The sequence below is a fragment of the Pseudomonas sp. IT-P294 genome (assembly GCF_949767865.1).
Classification (GTDB): Bacteria; Pseudomonadota; Gammaproteobacteria; order Pseudomonadales; family Pseudomonadaceae; genus Aquipseudomonas.
Map to the genome: position 1 here is coordinate 621,074 of NZ_CATKQW010000033.1, position 14,533 is coordinate 635,606.

The window sequence follows — 14,533 nt, forward strand, 5'->3', positions numbered from 1 at the left end:
TATGTTTATCAACTGAATGCGGAGTATCCGAACATGCCAAAAATGAAAACTAAAAGTGGTGCTGCTAAGCGGTTTCTGAAAACTGCTAACGGTATCAAGCACAAGCACGCTTTCAAGAGCCACATCCTGACTAAAATGTCGACCAAGCGTAAGCGTCAACTGCGCGGTAGCAGCTTGCTGGCACCGTGTGACGTGGCAAAAGTCGAGCGCATGCTGCGCCTTCGTTAATTTAGTCAAGAATAGAGGAAGTAACTCATGGCTCGTGTAAAGCGTGGCGTCATTGCCCGTAAACGTCACAAAAAAATTCTGAAACTTGCTAAAGGCTACTACGGCGCTCGCTCGCGCGTATTCCGTGTTGCCAAGCAAGCGGTAATCAAGGCAGGCCAATACGCCTACCGTGACCGTCGTCAGAAAAAACGTCAGTTCCGCGCTCTGTGGATCGCTCGTATCAACGCTGGTGCACGTATCAACGGTCTGTCCTACAGCCGTTTCATCGCCGGCCTGAAAAAAGCGTCCATCGAGATCGACCGTAAGGTTCTGGCTGATCTGGCAGTGAACGAAAAAGCGGCGTTTGCTGCGATTGTCGAGAAAGCTAAAGCCACCTTGGCTTAAGTACCCCCGACAGTCACCCGGCCTCACCTCTGTGGGGCCAGGTGTTAAACGTCATAAATAGGGGAAGAGCCTTCAAGCTCTTCCCCTATTTTGTATCTGGAGTCTGTACATGGAAAACCTGGATGCGCTCGTCTCTCAAGCACTAGAGGCTGTGCAAAGCGCTGAAGATATCAATGCCCTGGAGCAAATCCGGGTTCACTACCTTGGCAAAAAGGGTGAATTGACTCAGGTGATGAAGACCCTGGGGAATTTGCCGGCAGAAGAGCGCCCACAAGTCGGTGCGCTGATCAACGTTGCCAAGGAGCGTGTCACAGAGGTTCTCAATGCCCGCAAGGCACTGTTTGAAGAGGCTGATCTGGCCGCCAAACTGTCTGCCGAGTCCATTGACGTGACCCTGCCTGGCCGCGGTCAGACCTCCGGTGGTCTGCACCCGGTTACTCGCACTCTGGAACGAATCGAGCAATTCTTCACCCACATCGGCTACGGCATCGCCGAAGGCCCAGAGGTCGAAGACGATTACCACAACTTTGAAGCGCTCAACATCCCAGGCCATCACCCGGCCCGGTCGATGCATGACACCTTCTATTTCAATGCCAACATGTTGCTGCGCACCCATACCTCGCCGGTACAGGTCCGCACCATGGAATCGAAACAGCCGCCGATCCGCATCGTCTGCCCAGGCCGCGTGTACCGTAGCGACTCCGATATCACCCATTCCCCGATGTTCCACCAGGTCGAAGGCCTGCTGGTCGACCGCGATATCAACTTCGCCGACCTGAAAGGGACCATCGAAGAATTCCTGCGCGTGTTCTTCGAAAAAGAACTGGCCGTACGTTTCCGTCCATCGTACTTCCCGTTCACCGAGCCATCCGCTGAAGTCGACATGGAATGCGTGATGTGCAGCGGCAAAGGCTGCCGTGTCTGCAAACAGACTGGCTGGCTGGAAGTCATGGGTTGCGGCATGGTTCACCCGAACGTGTTGCGCATGTCCGGGATCGACCCGGAAGAGTTTTCGGGCTTTGCCTTCGGCATGGGCGTTGAGCGTCTGGCCATGCTGCGTTACGGCGTGAACGACTTGCGTCTGTTCTTCGACAACGACTTGCGGTTCCTCGCGCAATTTCGCTAGTCGTAACGAATTCTTAGGAGAGCAGGATGAAATTCAGTGAACAATGGCTGCGTGGCTGGGTAAGCCCGCAGGTAAGTCGAGACGAGCTGGTTGCTCGTCTGTCGATGGCCGGTCTTGAGGTCGATAGCGTTACGCCGGCCGCCGGCGAATTCACCGGTGTGGTGGTGGGCGAGGTGCTGAGCACCGAGCAACACCCGGACGCCGACAAGTTGCGTGTTTGCCAGGTCAGCAACGGCGCGGAGACGTTCCAGGTCGTTTGCGGTGCGCCCAATGTGCGCCCGGGCCTGAAGATTCCGTTCGCCATGATTGGCGCCGAACTGCCAGGCGACTTCAAGATCAAGAAAGCCAAGCTGCGTGGCGTTGAGTCCAACGGCATGCTGTGTTCGCAAGCCGAGTTGCAAGTCGGCGAAGGCAACGATGGCCTGATGGAATTGCCGGCCGATGCGCCGGTCGGTCAGGACATTCGTGAATACCTGGGCCTGGACGACGCCAGCATCGAAGTCGACCTGACTCCGAACCGCGGTGACTGCCTGTCCCTGGCCGGTCTGGCCCGTGAAGTCGGCGCTCTGTACGCCGCCGAAGTCACCCGTCCGGTGGTGGCTGTGGTGCCAGCCGTGCATGACGAAGTGCGTTCTATCGAAGTGCTGGCGCCAGCCGCTTGCCCACGTTACCTGGGTCGTGTGATCCGTAACGTCGACCTGTCCAAGCCTACGCCGCTGTGGATGGTCGAGCGTCTGCGTCGTGGCGATGTGCGTAGCATCGACGCGGCTGTCGACATCACCAACTATGTGATGTTGGAGCTGGGTCAGCCGCTGCACGCCTTCGATCTCGCCGAAATCAATGGCGGCATCCGCGTGCGCATGGCCGAAGAAGGCGAGAAGCTGGTGCTGCTCGACGGTCAGGAAGTCAGCCTGCGTAGCGATACGCTGGTCATTGCCGACCACACTCGTGCCCTGGCGATTGCCGGCGTCATGGGCGGCGAGCACAGCGGTGTCAACACCGCGACCACTCGCGATATTTTCCTGGAAAGCGCGTTCTTCGATCAGATTGCTGTCGCCGGCAAGGCCCGTTCCTATGGCCTGCACACCGACGCCTCGCACCGCTACGAGCGTGGCGTGGACTGGCAGCTGGCCCGTGAAGCCATGGAGCGCGCCACTGGCCTGCTGCTGGAAATCACTGGCGGTGAAGCTGGGCCGATCGTCGAGACCGTCAGCGAACAGCATTTGCCGAAAATTGCTCCAGTCACCCTGCGTGCGCAACGCATCACTCAGATGCTGGGCATGGAAATGGAGTCGGCCGAAGTCGAGCGTCTGCTCGGCGGCCTGGGTCTGAATATTTCTGCTGATGGGGCAGGGCAGTGGCGCGTTGAAGTGCCAAGCCATCGCTTCGACATCAGCCTGGAAGTCGATCTGATCGAAGAGCTGGCTCGCCTGTACGGTTACAACCGTCTGCCGGTTCGTTATCCGCAAGCCCGTCTGGCACCGCAAGCCAAGGCTGAAGCGCGTAGCGACCTGCCTGAGCTGCGTCGTCTGTTGGTCGCCCGTGGTTATCAGGAAGCGATCACCTACAGCTTCATCGATCCGAAACAATTCGAGCTGTTTAATCCAGGTGTAGAGCCGCTTCTGCTGGCCAACCCGATTTCCAACGACATGGCTGCCATGCGTTCGTCATTGTGGCCGGGTCTGGTCAAGGCGCTTCAGCACAACCTGAACCGTCAACAGGATCGCGTCCGCTTGTTCGAAAGTGGCCTGCGCTTCGTGGGGCAGCTGGAAGGCTTGAAGCAAGAGCCAATGCTGGCCGGTGTTGTGTGCGGTAGCCGTCTGCCGGAAGGTTGGGCGCAGGGTCGCGATGTCGTGGACTTCTTCGACATCAAGGCTGACGTGGAAGCGGTGCTGGGCTTTGCCGGTGCACTGGATTCGTTCACATTCGTGCCGGGCAAACACCCAGCGCTGCACCCGGGTCAAACCGCGCGCATCGAACGTGAAGGTCGCCTGGTAGGTTTCGTCGGCGCTATCCACCCTGAATTGTCGAAAACCCTCGGTCTTGACCGTCCGGTCTTCGTTTTCGAGCTGGTCCTGGCCGAAGTGGCGCTGGGGAAAATGCCGAAATTCAGCGAGTTGTCGCGCTTTCCTGAAGTGCGTCGTGACTTGGCACTCATCGCGGCCACGGACGTCGCGGCCAGTGCTGTACTGGATGTAATCCGTGAAAATGCAGGCGAATGGCTCACGGACCTCAGGCTATTTGACGTGTATCAGGGTAAAGGCATTGATCCTGATAGAAAAAGCCTTGCAGTCGGCTTGACCTGGCAGCATCCATCGCGCACTCTTAATGACGATGAGGTGAATACCGCGACGCAAAACATCCTCACCTCGCTCGAACAAAGGTTGAACGCCACGTTAAGGAAGTGACGTATGGGGGCTCTGACGAAAGCTGAGATGGCGGAACGTCTGTATGAGGAGTTGGGCCTGAATAAACGGGAGGCCAAGGAATTGGTCGAACTGTTTTTTGAAGAAATCAGGCACGCTCTTGAAGACAACGAACAAGTCAAATTGTCCGGTTTCGGCAATTTCGACCTTCGGGACAAACGCCAGCGGCCTGGCCGCAATCCGAAAACGGGTGAAGAAATCCCGATCACGGCTCGCCGTGTGGTCACCTTTCGTCCAGGGCAGAAGTTGAAGGCCCGAGTTGAGGCTTATGCTGGAACCAAGTCATAACGACGAGCTACCCGTCATCCCAGGCAAACGCTACTTCACCATTGGTGAAGTTAGCGAGCTGTGTGCGGTAAAACCGCACGTGCTGCGCTATTGGGAGCAGGAGTTTCCTCAACTCAACCCCGTCAAACGCCGCGGAAACCGCCGGTATTATCAGCGACAAGACGTGCTGATGATCCGGCAGATCCGCGCGCTCCTATACGATCAAGGTTTCACCATCGGCGGCGCTCGCTTGCGTTTGTCCGGCGATGAAGCCAAAGACGACACCACCCAGTACAAGCAAATGATTCGGCAGATGATTGCGGAATTGGAAGATGTGCTGGTTGTACTCAAGAAATAATTTCCTGCGTTTGAATACTTCCAGTTTTCAAACGCTTGCGATATATTCTTGAGCGTCCTTCGAGATGAAGGACGAGTTACACGCCTAGTCGGGGCGTAGCGCAGTCCGGTAGCGCACTAGCATGGGGTGCTAGGGGTCGAGTGTTCGAATCACTCCGTCCCGACCATTATTCCTGAGTAAAATCAGACACTTGAGCCGATCAGTTAGATCGGCTTTTTTGTGCCTGCGCAAAACCCGCGCAAAACTGGCGCAAAACTACCCGGTGATTTCGCTGATATTCAGGTCCGGAATTGCCTCGGACCAGACGATTTCCTCGTGGTCCCGTTGGTAGTTTCTGGTCATGCCCTCGCTCGCATGGCCAGCTATTTTCTGACCATCCTTTCCGGCTTTCTTGTACAGGTGCAGCGACAGCGCTCGCACTTCGTGGAAGCCCGGCATCTCTTCTTCCTTCCATCCCGCGTAGCAGTTCGCCGCCTCCCTGGCCTCCTTGAATGCTCGCGTCAAATACCTCTCCTCAACCTTTGTCCAGTGATCCTTGGTCTGCGCCTGCTTCTGTTTCCGGCGCTCCGGCTTTCGGTGCACCAGGTAGGGCGATACGACATCGTCACGGCATCGGCTGATGACCGCCTGCAGCTCCGGCGTTATCAGAAATCGTATCCATGCCGCGTCACTGACCTTGGCGGTCTTCTTCTGCACCACGTACAGGTAACCCTCCCGACTGCCATCAAAACGCATGTCGAGGATGTCTGTCCGGCGCTGGGCGGTGATCAACGCCAAGTCGATTGCGTTCTGCAGCCAGGCCGGGGACTTCTCCCGAATGGCTTTCAGTCCTTCAATCGTGTGGCGTTTGCGTTGCTTCTTCTCGATCCGGTTAATGGTGCTGGCCGCCGGGTTGTCCGGGCACAGTCCTTTGGACGCTGCGTGATTGAAGATGTCGATCAGTAGCGCCCGGCACTGGTTCGCCGTGCGCGGGGTGAGCGCGTCGAGCATCTCCGCGACCATGCGAATGGTGATCTGATCGACGGCCTTCCCCTCGAACTGCTTGCGGAAGCGCCGGAAGTGCACGGCGTAAAGGCCTAGCGTTCCTTTGGCCAACTCTCGTGGCGGCAGAACGTCGCGTTCGTAGGTATCGAGGAAGCCAGCAAATGACTCCGTTGAGTTGCCCATCACGGCGCCGATCAGGTCAGCGCCGCGCATGAATTCCAGATTCAGTTGCTTTGCGGCATCGATCGCCTTGATTCGGTCGCTGCCAAACTGGAACCACTTACCGTCGGTTGGCCGCCGGTAGCGATAAGTCGAGCGCCGCGAATCGAAATACAGGTTCTGCGGGAGGCTCTTATTCGCCTTGTTGCGCGGCCGTGGGACCATCATGCAGCTCCTTTCAATACCATCGCCACCAGGTCGTTTCCGTCCGAGCGATTGAATGCTGTCCAGTCAACGTACCAGAGTTTCCCGATCTGCTCGCCGGGCACCACGCCGTTACGGATGTGGTTGCGGATGGCCTGCGGGCATTGCGGGGTGCCGTTCTCGCCCCAGCGCCGGCGCTGGAACTCACTGATCTTTATCAGTTCTCGTTTCATTGGATGCTCCATGCCGCGCGTGGCGGCAGAAGGTGGTTATTCGGATTTAGCGGGGAACCACTCGGTGTCGTATTCGAACTGAGTCACGCGCCGCGGCTCGATGTGTGGCATCGACTGCTTGAATTCGTGAACAGATCCGGGGCTTCCGCCGAAGTCCTTCGCCTCTCTCAAAAACACGTCTTTGTAAATCCTGAGCAGGTGGTCGGCCGCTTCTGCGAAAGCGTCCTCACGATAAAAGCCAGCGACACTGATGCCGTCATCGACCAGCCAGACTGTCCGGCGCGGGCCTTGCTCGGCTTTATCAATTTGCTCAGCCATCTGCTGGCGGGCGTAGCGAAGCTGGTCCAGTGATAGCTGACTGATCCACTCGTCGGTGCCGATGTGCTGGGTGTGGCCGTATGCGCACTTAATCTCGGGCATGGAAATTCCTCGCCCGCCGTACACCGGCAGGCTGGTAGGTGGAAGAGGGGTTAGGTGTTGTCGGCGATGTCGGCTTCGGCCATCTCGCAGAAGAACGAACAGGACGGGATTTTCTCGTTGCGCCGCACTGGGCCATCGCCCAAATCGCGCAGGGAGAAGCGCACGTTGGTGGTGCGATTGCGATGTAGGTAACTACCTTGGCCGAGCTCGTCTTGAACCTTGCAAAGCTCTTCGAACTGCTCAGGGAAGTCTTCGCGGATCGCGCGGAAATATCCCTCGCCGCCCTTCACGCACCCGATGCAATTGGCATTGTCGTAGCCCATCTGATACATGATTGGCAGGCTAATGCCTGCTCGCAGAACCATCGCCTTGCAGTCTTCTTTCCCAAGACCTGCGTCAATCAGTGGCGCGATCACGGGCCGGTCCGGATTGCGGTCGCGGAAATCTTCTAACCGATCGACCTCCTCGGCGGTATAGCCAAACACCATCACGTCGCCTGGCTGCTTCCACGAATCGAGGAGTCGGCGCTTGAGCAGCTTGGTGCATGGCGCACCGTTGCGACCCTTCATGAACCTCTCGCGACGGAAAACCTGGATTATGTCGGCGCCGTATTTCTCGTCTTTAAGCTGAACAACCTCTTGGCCGAACCAAGCCTGGCAGTCCACCAGGAAACGTCGACTGTCTTCGTGTTCGTTGGCCAGAAACGCGTTAATGATTTGCACGTCATGGGTTGTGCCGTATTGAGCCAGCGCTAGCTTTGTGGCCACCGCCGAGGCAGCACCGCAGCTGAACTGACAGACGATCCTGTTGTTCATCGCTGCGGCCCCTTGTAGCAGTACACGTAGGCGAACCAGGCGAGGGCGATCATGGCGTCACCTCTCGGCGAGCCCACCAGCAGACAGGGCCGTCGTCGGTGTCGTGAATCGCTAGGCAGAACCAATCCTCGCCTTCGGGGCGGTCAGGCTCCCAATAGCTGAAGTCGGGATCGCCGGCTTCGAAGTAGCGATCTGCAACGGCTTCGTCGGCGTACTCAAGGCTCACCATCGCCACCTTCAAACCCTGTTCTGCCACCCAGGCTTTGCACTTGTCACCGTCGCCCTCGTCGAAGTCAGGCATATCGGGATGCTGAAACGAACCCATTTCGTCGCGCACAACTGGCGCTGGTTGGATCAATTTGATTTCTTCAGGCATGACTTCGTCCTTGCCGCTATAGCGGCTGACTTTGAAAGGGGAGGGAGTAGAGGTTCACGCTGCGATTCAGCTACTCTCGAGCGAATCGACCGACGTAGGGATACTCAGATGTTTAACGACACGGACACCGTGGGATACGCGTTCAAGCGGGCCTTCTATCGAGTCGACGGCGTGACGATGTATGTCTTTTTGACGATATGGGCCGTAATTGCGGCCTTTTCGGTGTTTGACGAGCAGGCATCGGACGTATTCGTAGAACTGATGATCGGCTCGATCAGTCCAATCCTTTATGTGGTTCTCGGGCTTACGCGGCTGCCCGGCTTAGTGAACGCGCTGATAATTGCTGCGTTTAACGTTCGGTTTTTGTCGGTTCTCGTCTAAGGACGCGACGCAGTCAGCTCATCAATCTGCTGATCCGCTGCGTTCAGGCGCAGCTGCAGGGCATCACGCTCGGCCTTCATGCGTTCAAAGGTTTCACCGAGCACATACTGCACTGGGCGGTGACCGCATTCGCAGTTCGGCCACGGGTTGTCCTCTGCCCAGGTCCTGCCTTCACTGGTTTCGGCCTCGCAGGCCGGACCGAGGTAAATCACTTTTGGCTCGCTCACTTTTAAAGACCTCTTCAATTGTCCGTACCTGTGTAGGTGCGCCAAGGGACCTTGACGCCGTTGACCAGAAAGCCCCAGTCACCGCGCCACTTGCTGGTGATGAACAGGGTGATGACGCCGCCGGGCGATACCTCGTCGATTCGGTGGTACTCGCCGTGCATCAGGCGGGCGGTGTCGCCGGGTTCGCGCCAGTAATCAAGGTCGGTGTGGCCACCAGATTTCCAGAAATGCCGGCGCTGCTCCTTGTAGAAGCCGCGCAGGATGATCGTCCTCGCGTTCCACGGGTGGTCATGCAGATCCCGGTCTTCGTCTGGCCGCATGATGTGGTGGATGCGGAACGACCACGGGCACCACCAGAGCGCCGGCTTGTGCGTGGTGCGGGAGTAGGGGTTGAACAGCCACCAGCGGCCCATGTACATATCGGCGCCGTCGGCGGACATGATGTGCAGGTAAGGCGTGCGCTGGGCGCGGGCGATTAGCCAGGCGGCAATGGCCGGGCGGGCAAGCAGCTTGGCGACCAGGCGCCAGAAGATATTGATCATGCTGCCACCTGCTGCTGTTCCTGACGCAGTGCTTGTTGCACCGCTTCGACAACTCGGCGCAGGTACGTGAATTTGTGGTTTTCTTCGACTGCCTTACTGTCGAGCGGGTAATGCCATTCCTCACCGAACAAGTCAGTCAGCAGCGCGCTTTGATGCCAGCATTCGTTTGAGCTCTCGATGCTGCTTAGAACATCGATGTCATGCCAAAGCTCCCGGGCTTCATCCTTGCTCAGCTCGCCCAGTTCCCAGTCATGGCGACCGGTCTGTTGTCGACGTCGCTGGACGATGCACTTCTTGGCCAAGGCGTGCAGCGCGTCGCCGCTGAAGACGGTGGAACTGATCCCGCGATCCAAGCAATTCAGGATGTAGTCCCAACCGCAGTCGGCAACGAACTCGGCGACGGTACGCGGCCCCATACCGCCCCAGTAAGCGTTCCAACTGTTGTCCCAGCAGTTGATGGTGATCTTGCCCTGGGCGGTCTGATAGTTCGGATTCGATTCAGTCGGGCAGTCGCGCCGGCCGAAGTCCTCGAGGAACACGGTGATCGCATCGAGCCGTGGCGCGCCGGTGATCACCAGCTTCGTCACGGTGGACCGCTCAACCTTCAGCGGCTCGGCCTGTTTGTTTTCTGTGGGCATGGGGCGTCCTATGCCGGGTCATGCCCGGGCAGTGGAGTGGGAGAGGCGGGTTTGAAGCCGGATATACTGGTAGAGAGAAAACGTCTCTCTCAGAATTCGGAGACATATCTCAATGAAAGGCTACATTCTTGGAGTTCAATTGATTGCGACGCTGGCTGGCTTAGCCATGGCTATCCTTCGGGTTATCGACATGCTCAACCATATGGGCTGGGTGTGATCTGCTTCAGTATCCGCTGTCCAATCCAGCGAACGACGGTGACCGCCTTGCTGTTCCCGATCGCCTTGTAGCGTGGGCCATCGGGGCACTCCTCGGCGGGCTTGCCGCGCCAAGGGATCAGTGTGTAGTCGTCGGGCATACCTTGGAGGCGTTCGCACTCGCGGGGGATGAGACGACGCACTGCTGAACCAGCCTGAACCGCCTGCACCTCTGCTCGCGCTTCAAGGGTGTAAGCGTGATCAGCCTGTACGCCTACGCCATCTGGTCCGCTATCTGGGTTGGTCCGCAAAGCTCCCGCCTGAATTGAGTGGGTCACAATCGATTGTCCCCGCCCCGTGCCGTCCTCACTGCCGTCGAAGCCCTCGGCCTTCAGTGTGTGGTTGCTGTCGCCTGTAATGCACACAGCGACCTGGCCGCCGGCATTCGCGTGGCTTCCGGAGTGGTTCATGGCGCGGAGCGTTGGCGATATCGCCCCGGCGTCGGCGCCGTGATCCTTGCAACTGAATGCGGTCACAACAATGGGGGCGGCTCTAGAGCGGTCCGCGCTGGTGGTCAATGGCCGCGCGGTATCGCTCTCCGTAAAGGTCCCTTCCTTATAATCATCAGCAGTGAATGCGCGAGCTTCTTGTACTACCAACAACCCAGATTCAGCATCCTGCTGAGTGGCGCTGCCGGCCGCCTTGCCATTGGCCTGGAGTGTGCCGGCTACGATGAAAGCTTCAGAGTCGGCTCGGTGACTGCTCTGCGCCTGTGCACGAAGCGAGGGAGTGACGGCTAGGAAGTGACCGGCAGCTGCGCCATCCGGCCGACCACCTGCACCGCCGCTGTAGGCGTGGCTAGTGAGAGCGCCAATTACGTCGGGCTGTACGAAGAACGTCTCACTTTCCATGTCGAGCCGGCTGTCCTTTGCGGTCAACGTTGCGGAGCGCTCGACCGATCCTTCCAGGCTGTGGCCGCCGAAGGCCGGGATGCCGCCGAACATCGATACAGCAGGGCCTTCATCACCCTCGCAGTTCACGCAGCCGTACGGTCCGAGCTCTTCGCCGAAGACGTGTCCACATCCGCACTGGAGCGCAGGGCCGAAAGGAGCTGTTCCGGTAACGTCTTGCCCCTCGCCTCGGCGCGGCGCAGTATCCCGGCGCACGCCTTCTCGCTCAAAAAGTACCTCGGTGGGATCGAATCCGTCTCGAGCACTTGCGACAACGAACACACGGCGGCGTCGTTGGGCCAGGCCGAAATATTGGGCGTCCAGGATCCGCCATGCGATTGTTCTTTTTGGTCCATACACACAACCAGCGTCCGGCCACCTTTTCCCTGAAGGCTGCAGTTCGCAGTCTTCCCCAGCAAGCGCGCCAAGAAAGCATCCGAAGGCGTTCCCTTTGTCGCTGAGGACACCGGGGACGTTTTCCCAGACGATGACACAGGGGGGCTTTCTGCTGCCGGCGCGAACATAGTCAGTTGCATCTGCGAGCTCCACGTATTTGATGGTGAGGGCGCCGCGGGGGTCGAGTAGACCCTGGCGCATGCCGGCGACGCTGAATGCTTGGCAGGGCGTACCGCCGACCAGCACGTCCGGCGCTTCGATCTTGCCAGCCAGGACCAGGGCCCCGAGCTTGGTCATGTCGCCGAGGTTCGGCGTGTTCGGGTAGTGGTGGGCGAGTACTGCACTGGGGAAGGCTTCGATCTCGGCGAACCAGGTGGCGCGCATCCCGAGAGGCTTCCATGCAAGCGTTGCCGCCTCGATGCCTGAGCAGACCGAGCCGTAAGTGATTTCCATAGGGGATCCTCGCTGGCTGGCGTGATTCGTTGAAGTGGGGTATTACAGAAGGCTGAATTCGGTAAATAGGGAATTGCAATCTTGGATGGATTGGTTAAAGAAGTAATACCGCTGCTGCAGTATCTAATCCCCGGGTTTTTGACGGCATGGATTTTCTACTCGCTTACGGCATTCAAAAGACCGGATACATTCGGTCAAATTGTTCAGGCTCTCATTTTTACTTTCGTTATCCATGGCGCAGTATTAGTAGTTAAGGCCGGACTTCTATGGATCGGTTCCAAGGGGTATATCATTGGATTGTGGGACGACAAAACAGAAGCGTCATGGTCTTTTGTGATCTCGGTTTTGGTCGGCTTGTTATCGTGTTACTTAGCGACAAATGACAAGCTTCATAGTTGGTTGCGCCATAGAGACATTACGAAACAAACCTCCTATCCGAGTGAGTGGTACAGCACCTTTGCGCGACATGAGCGGTTTGTTGTTTTGCACTTGAACGATGAACGCCGTCTTTATGGTTGGCCTTCTGAGTGGCCGTCGGATCCGTCTGGCGGGCAGTTTGTGATCGAGGGCCCCAGTTGGCTAGAGGAAAAAGGCGAGCGTCCTTTCGGGGCTGACTTTGTTGTTATAGATTCATCGAAGGTACAATGGGTAGAATTCACAAGCGATGTATCGGAGTAAGTTATGACCAGCAAAGCGCCACAACCGATGCCCAAAGGTGGAAAATGGGTGATTGCCCAAGACGAAAGGTGCAAAACAAATCCTGCCAATGTGAGGCCTAAGGCTCCATCGCCGCCACCACCTCCAGCCCCGAAGGGCTAAAGTCTGGCGGTGTGACGATTTCGTCTTCTGGTTCGCCAGGGTGTTTGGCGAGATGGTCTAGACCAGCATCTCTCAACTGTCGCAACACCCTTTCGTCTGGTTCGTAAGGTGTCGTGACGCATCGAAGCATTCGAGCAGCAGTTTCGAAGTCGGCGGTTATCAGGTTGCGCAGCAGGTTCTGATACACCTCCTGTTGGTTGTTGAAGCCGTGTTCTTTCATCAGTCGCTTGATGTCAGGCTTGAACACACCGGCGACCTCAACAGTGAACTTCTCGATGCCCAGCGCGGCTTTCTTTGTCGCGTCCTTCTCGCGCTTCCGGCGCTGCTTGATGGCTTCCGCCGTCAGCTCCTGTTCTTTGGCCATGGCCTGCCTCTTCAATTCCGTGGGCCGGTAGATCCAGCCATGTCTGTCGTCGGCGCTGTCGCACCTGGTTGCTGATTCGTCTCACGGCGGGCCTGGGAACTTGATGTCGTGCTCACGGGCGATCAGCCGAGCGCGCTTGGTTTCCATGCCCATCTCTTTCGCTGCTTGGATGACGGTCTTGCCGGCGTCGGCCAGTTCCTTCAGTCGAGGCGCTTGCTTGTTGCGCCCGATCCGAAGCTTGTTGCTGTGGGAGGTGCCGAACATGGCGTCCTTTTCACCGCTGACGCCGGCGGCGACTTCTTCCACCGCCCGGCCTTGGCCAAAGTACTGATCCAGCTGCTGGTTCAGGTTCGCGATGATCGAGTCCCGCGGGTTGGGCATTGGTACGCCGATCATTTCCGCTCACCTGTCAGCGAGACCTTGATGCCATCGGCGCGCGCTTCCAGTACCTGGGCATAGTTGACCGCTTCTTTCCACGTCCAGCGAAAGCCTTTGGTCAAGCCAGTGGGGAGCTCAACGATGTGGTAAGCGTTGCCCTTGGTTTGGACCTGGTAGCGGATCTTTTGCACGGGCTGGTCCTTGCCGATCATGGCGTAGAGCGCGGCGGTGGCGATGCTTGCCCGCACACGGAGGGCGGAAAGTCCGGCGTTGCGTTGTTGCATTGATGGGTGCATGGCTGATCCCTCTGTGTGGGGTTGCGTGTATTCGTCAGCACTCGGCCGGTCTGCTGGTTGCCGTTGGGCGCAGGGGAGAGTGCTGACGGATAAAGGCAGGCGTAAAAAAGCCCGATCGGAACCGGGCTTTTGTTTGCGTCACAAAGTCCACCTTATGTGACGGGGTGCCTCCTGCTGGAGGGCTTCGGTCATGTGCTATTTCATGATGGTCATCCTCCAGTGCGCGCCGTTGGCATCTTGGCGGGCGCTCGCCGTTCTCTGGTTTGTTGCAGATGGCAGGCAAGGCGAACCGTTCCTGCTCCCGGCGTTATCACCTCGTCGCGCTTTCAGCTCTACAGCCGCGATCAGGTATCCGGGGACGAATTGGCAATTCCCGCGCTCGGCGGTTCATCTGCGATGCAGGTGGCCGGTATAAGCCGGGGTTTCGTCCGCATCGGGGTGCGATCGGAACACCAGGGCGCTACCCCTACTTGGTTCCCGCCGCGTTTTTAGTATTGGCCGTCTCGCTCATGCCGGCTCAGGACATACACGGGTCTTTGCGATCCTAGCGCTGCAGCCCGCTTGGGCACGCTCCAATCACACCCCGATGCGGCCTGGTGCTGGGGAGTACCAGGTGCTCGGGCAGTTATCGTCAGGCTGACGTGGCGCTGGTTGTTCAGACGGCGCGTTCCAGCTCACAGCATTGTTCGTAATGAGCCACCGCGATTGGCATGTGGTAGCTATCCAGAGGCCACTTGCTCACCTTGCAGCCCTGGCCGGCAGGGCAGTGAAAAACGAACAGCTCACCCGCGACCTTGTCCATTTCCATGCTGACCTGCGCACCGCTTGTGAAGTCATCTTTGATAATCGTGGTCATCTCGGGTTGCTCCGGTGTTCGGTTGTCATCCCGCTGCACCCTGTCGCCAGGGTGCAGC

At 58.1% G+C, this 14,533-nt stretch carries 21 protein-coding genes and 1 tRNA gene; 9 read left to right on the forward strand and 13 right to left on the reverse strand.

Features of this window, described 5'->3' with window-relative positions; translation table 11 throughout:
* Nucleotides 1-33: 33 nt before the first annotated feature.
* The 7 genes from rpmI to ACM6I0_RS21975 all read left to right on the forward strand — a co-directional run bounded on the left by rpmI (nucleotide 34) and on the right by ACM6I0_RS21975 (nucleotide 4,955).
* A complete protein-coding gene (gene rpmI, locus ACM6I0_RS21945) occupies nucleotides 34-228 on the forward strand; it encodes a 50S ribosomal protein L35 (RefSeq protein WP_008145659.1) in 195 nt (64 codons plus the stop codon).
* A 27-nt stretch (nucleotides 229-255) separates the two neighbouring features.
* On the forward strand, nucleotides 256-612 hold the full coding sequence (rplT, locus tag ACM6I0_RS21950; RefSeq protein ID WP_007905879.1) for a 50S ribosomal protein L20: 357 nt from the start codon (nucleotides 256-258) through the stop codon (nucleotides 610-612).
* Nucleotides 613-721: 109 nt separating this feature from the next.
* Nucleotides 722-1,738, forward strand: a complete 1,017-nt coding sequence (pheS, locus tag ACM6I0_RS21955; RefSeq protein WP_007905876.1) for a phenylalanine--tRNA ligase subunit alpha — start codon at nucleotides 722-724, stop codon at nucleotides 1,736-1,738.
* A gap of 26 nt (nucleotides 1,739-1,764) precedes the next feature.
* Nucleotides 1,765-4,146 (forward strand): phenylalanine--tRNA ligase subunit beta, encoded by a 2,382-nt coding sequence (gene pheT / locus ACM6I0_RS21960; protein WP_414923235.1) that lies wholly within the window; start codon nucleotides 1,765-1,767, stop codon nucleotides 4,144-4,146.
* A gap of 3 nt (nucleotides 4,147-4,149) precedes the next feature.
* Entirely contained in the window at nucleotides 4,150-4,452 is a 303-nt protein-coding gene (ihfA, locus tag ACM6I0_RS21965; RefSeq protein WP_002553164.1) for an integration host factor subunit alpha, read from the forward strand.
* Nucleotides 4,433-4,789, forward strand: coding sequence for a MerR family transcriptional regulator (locus tag ACM6I0_RS21970; protein WP_003179985.1), 357 nt, complete (start codon nucleotides 4,433-4,435; stop codon nucleotides 4,787-4,789). The genes ihfA and ACM6I0_RS21970 overlap by 20 nt, the downstream gene beginning before the upstream one ends.
* Nucleotides 4,790-4,878: 89 nt before the next feature.
* Nucleotides 4,879-4,955 (forward strand) — tRNA-Pro (locus ACM6I0_RS21975).
* An 89-nt stretch (nucleotides 4,956-5,044) separates the two neighbouring features.
* Here ACM6I0_RS21975 and ACM6I0_RS21980 read toward each other — a convergent pair.
* The 5 genes from ACM6I0_RS21980 to ACM6I0_RS22000 are packed head-to-tail and all read right to left on the reverse strand — an operon-like array spanning nucleotide 5,045 to nucleotide 7,980.
* On the reverse strand, nucleotides 5,045-6,157 hold the full coding sequence (locus ACM6I0_RS21980) for a phage integrase Arm DNA-binding domain-containing protein (RefSeq protein WP_414923339.1): 1,113 nt from the start codon (nucleotides 6,155-6,157) through the stop codon (nucleotides 5,045-5,047).
* Nucleotides 6,157-6,369, reverse strand: coding sequence for a hypothetical protein (locus ACM6I0_RS21985; protein ID WP_045060620.1), 213 nt, complete (start codon nucleotides 6,367-6,369; stop codon nucleotides 6,157-6,159). The genes ACM6I0_RS21980 and ACM6I0_RS21985 overlap by 1 nt, the downstream gene beginning before the upstream one ends.
* A 36-nt stretch (nucleotides 6,370-6,405) precedes the next feature.
* On the reverse strand, nucleotides 6,406-6,789 hold the full coding sequence (locus tag ACM6I0_RS21990) for a hypothetical protein (RefSeq protein WP_414923236.1): 384 nt from the start codon (nucleotides 6,787-6,789) through the stop codon (nucleotides 6,406-6,408).
* Nucleotides 6,790-6,839: 50 nt separating this feature from the next.
* Complete coding sequence (locus tag ACM6I0_RS21995; RefSeq protein WP_414923237.1) at nucleotides 6,840-7,604, reverse strand: hypothetical protein; 765 nt, start codon at nucleotides 7,602-7,604, stop codon at nucleotides 6,840-6,842.
* A gap of 49 nt (nucleotides 7,605-7,653) precedes the next feature.
* Nucleotides 7,654-7,980 (reverse strand): hypothetical protein, encoded by a 327-nt coding sequence (locus ACM6I0_RS22000; RefSeq protein ID WP_414923238.1) that lies wholly within the window; start codon nucleotides 7,978-7,980, stop codon nucleotides 7,654-7,656.
* Nucleotides 7,981-8,088: 108 nt separating this feature from the next.
* Here ACM6I0_RS22000 and ACM6I0_RS22005 point away from each other — a divergent pair, with 108 nt between their 5' ends.
* Nucleotides 8,089-8,361 carry a hypothetical protein gene (locus ACM6I0_RS22005; protein WP_414923239.1) on the forward strand — a complete coding sequence of 91 codons (273 nt, stop codon included), beginning with the start codon at nucleotides 8,089-8,091 and terminating at the stop codon, nucleotides 8,359-8,361.
* Here the strand turns inward: ACM6I0_RS22005 and ACM6I0_RS22010 are convergent.
* The 4 genes from ACM6I0_RS22010 to ACM6I0_RS22025 form a co-directional block, all read right to left on the reverse strand.
* On the reverse strand, nucleotides 8,358-8,588 hold the full coding sequence (locus ACM6I0_RS22010) for a hypothetical protein (protein ID WP_414923240.1): 231 nt from the start codon (nucleotides 8,586-8,588) through the stop codon (nucleotides 8,358-8,360). The genes ACM6I0_RS22005 and ACM6I0_RS22010 overlap by 4 nt on opposite strands.
* 14 nt (nucleotides 8,589-8,602) lie before the next feature.
* Nucleotides 8,603-9,130, reverse strand: coding sequence for a hypothetical protein (locus ACM6I0_RS22015; RefSeq protein ID WP_414923241.1), 528 nt, complete (start codon nucleotides 9,128-9,130; stop codon nucleotides 8,603-8,605).
* Nucleotides 9,127-9,768 (reverse strand): hypothetical protein, encoded by a 642-nt coding sequence (locus ACM6I0_RS22020; protein ID WP_414923242.1) that lies wholly within the window; start codon nucleotides 9,766-9,768, stop codon nucleotides 9,127-9,129. Before ACM6I0_RS22020 ends, ACM6I0_RS22015 begins: the two co-directional genes overlap by 4 nt.
* Nucleotides 9,769-9,962: 194 nt before the next feature.
* A complete protein-coding gene (locus tag ACM6I0_RS22025; RefSeq protein ID WP_414923243.1) occupies nucleotides 9,963-11,762 on the reverse strand; it encodes a DNA cytosine methyltransferase in 1,800 nt (599 codons plus the stop codon).
* An 81-nt stretch (nucleotides 11,763-11,843) separates the two neighbouring features.
* On the opposite strand from ACM6I0_RS22025, the gene ACM6I0_RS22030 reads away from it, so the two are divergent.
* Nucleotides 11,844-12,440, forward strand: coding sequence for a DUF6338 family protein (locus ACM6I0_RS22030; RefSeq protein ID WP_414923244.1), 597 nt, complete (start codon nucleotides 11,844-11,846; stop codon nucleotides 12,438-12,440).
* A gap of 97 nt (nucleotides 12,441-12,537) precedes the next feature.
* Here the strand turns inward: ACM6I0_RS22030 and ACM6I0_RS22035 are convergent, their stop codons facing one another.
* The 4 genes from ACM6I0_RS22035 to ACM6I0_RS22050 form a co-directional block, all read right to left on the reverse strand.
* Nucleotides 12,538-12,945 carry a hypothetical protein gene (locus ACM6I0_RS22035; RefSeq protein ID WP_414923245.1) on the reverse strand — a complete coding sequence of 136 codons (408 nt, stop codon included), beginning with the start codon at nucleotides 12,943-12,945 and terminating at the stop codon, nucleotides 12,538-12,540.
* An 81-nt stretch (nucleotides 12,946-13,026) separates the two neighbouring features.
* A complete protein-coding gene (locus ACM6I0_RS22040) occupies nucleotides 13,027-13,341 on the reverse strand; it encodes a hypothetical protein (RefSeq protein WP_414923246.1) in 315 nt (104 codons plus the stop codon).
* On the reverse strand, nucleotides 13,338-13,619 hold the full coding sequence (locus ACM6I0_RS22045) for a hypothetical protein (RefSeq protein WP_414923247.1): 282 nt from the start codon (nucleotides 13,617-13,619) through the stop codon (nucleotides 13,338-13,340). Before ACM6I0_RS22045 ends, ACM6I0_RS22040 begins: the two co-directional genes overlap by 4 nt.
* A gap of 655 nt (nucleotides 13,620-14,274) precedes the next feature.
* Entirely contained in the window at nucleotides 14,275-14,475 is a 201-nt protein-coding gene (locus ACM6I0_RS22050) for a hypothetical protein (RefSeq protein WP_414923248.1), read from the reverse strand.
* Nucleotides 14,476-14,533 lie beyond the last annotated feature (58 nt).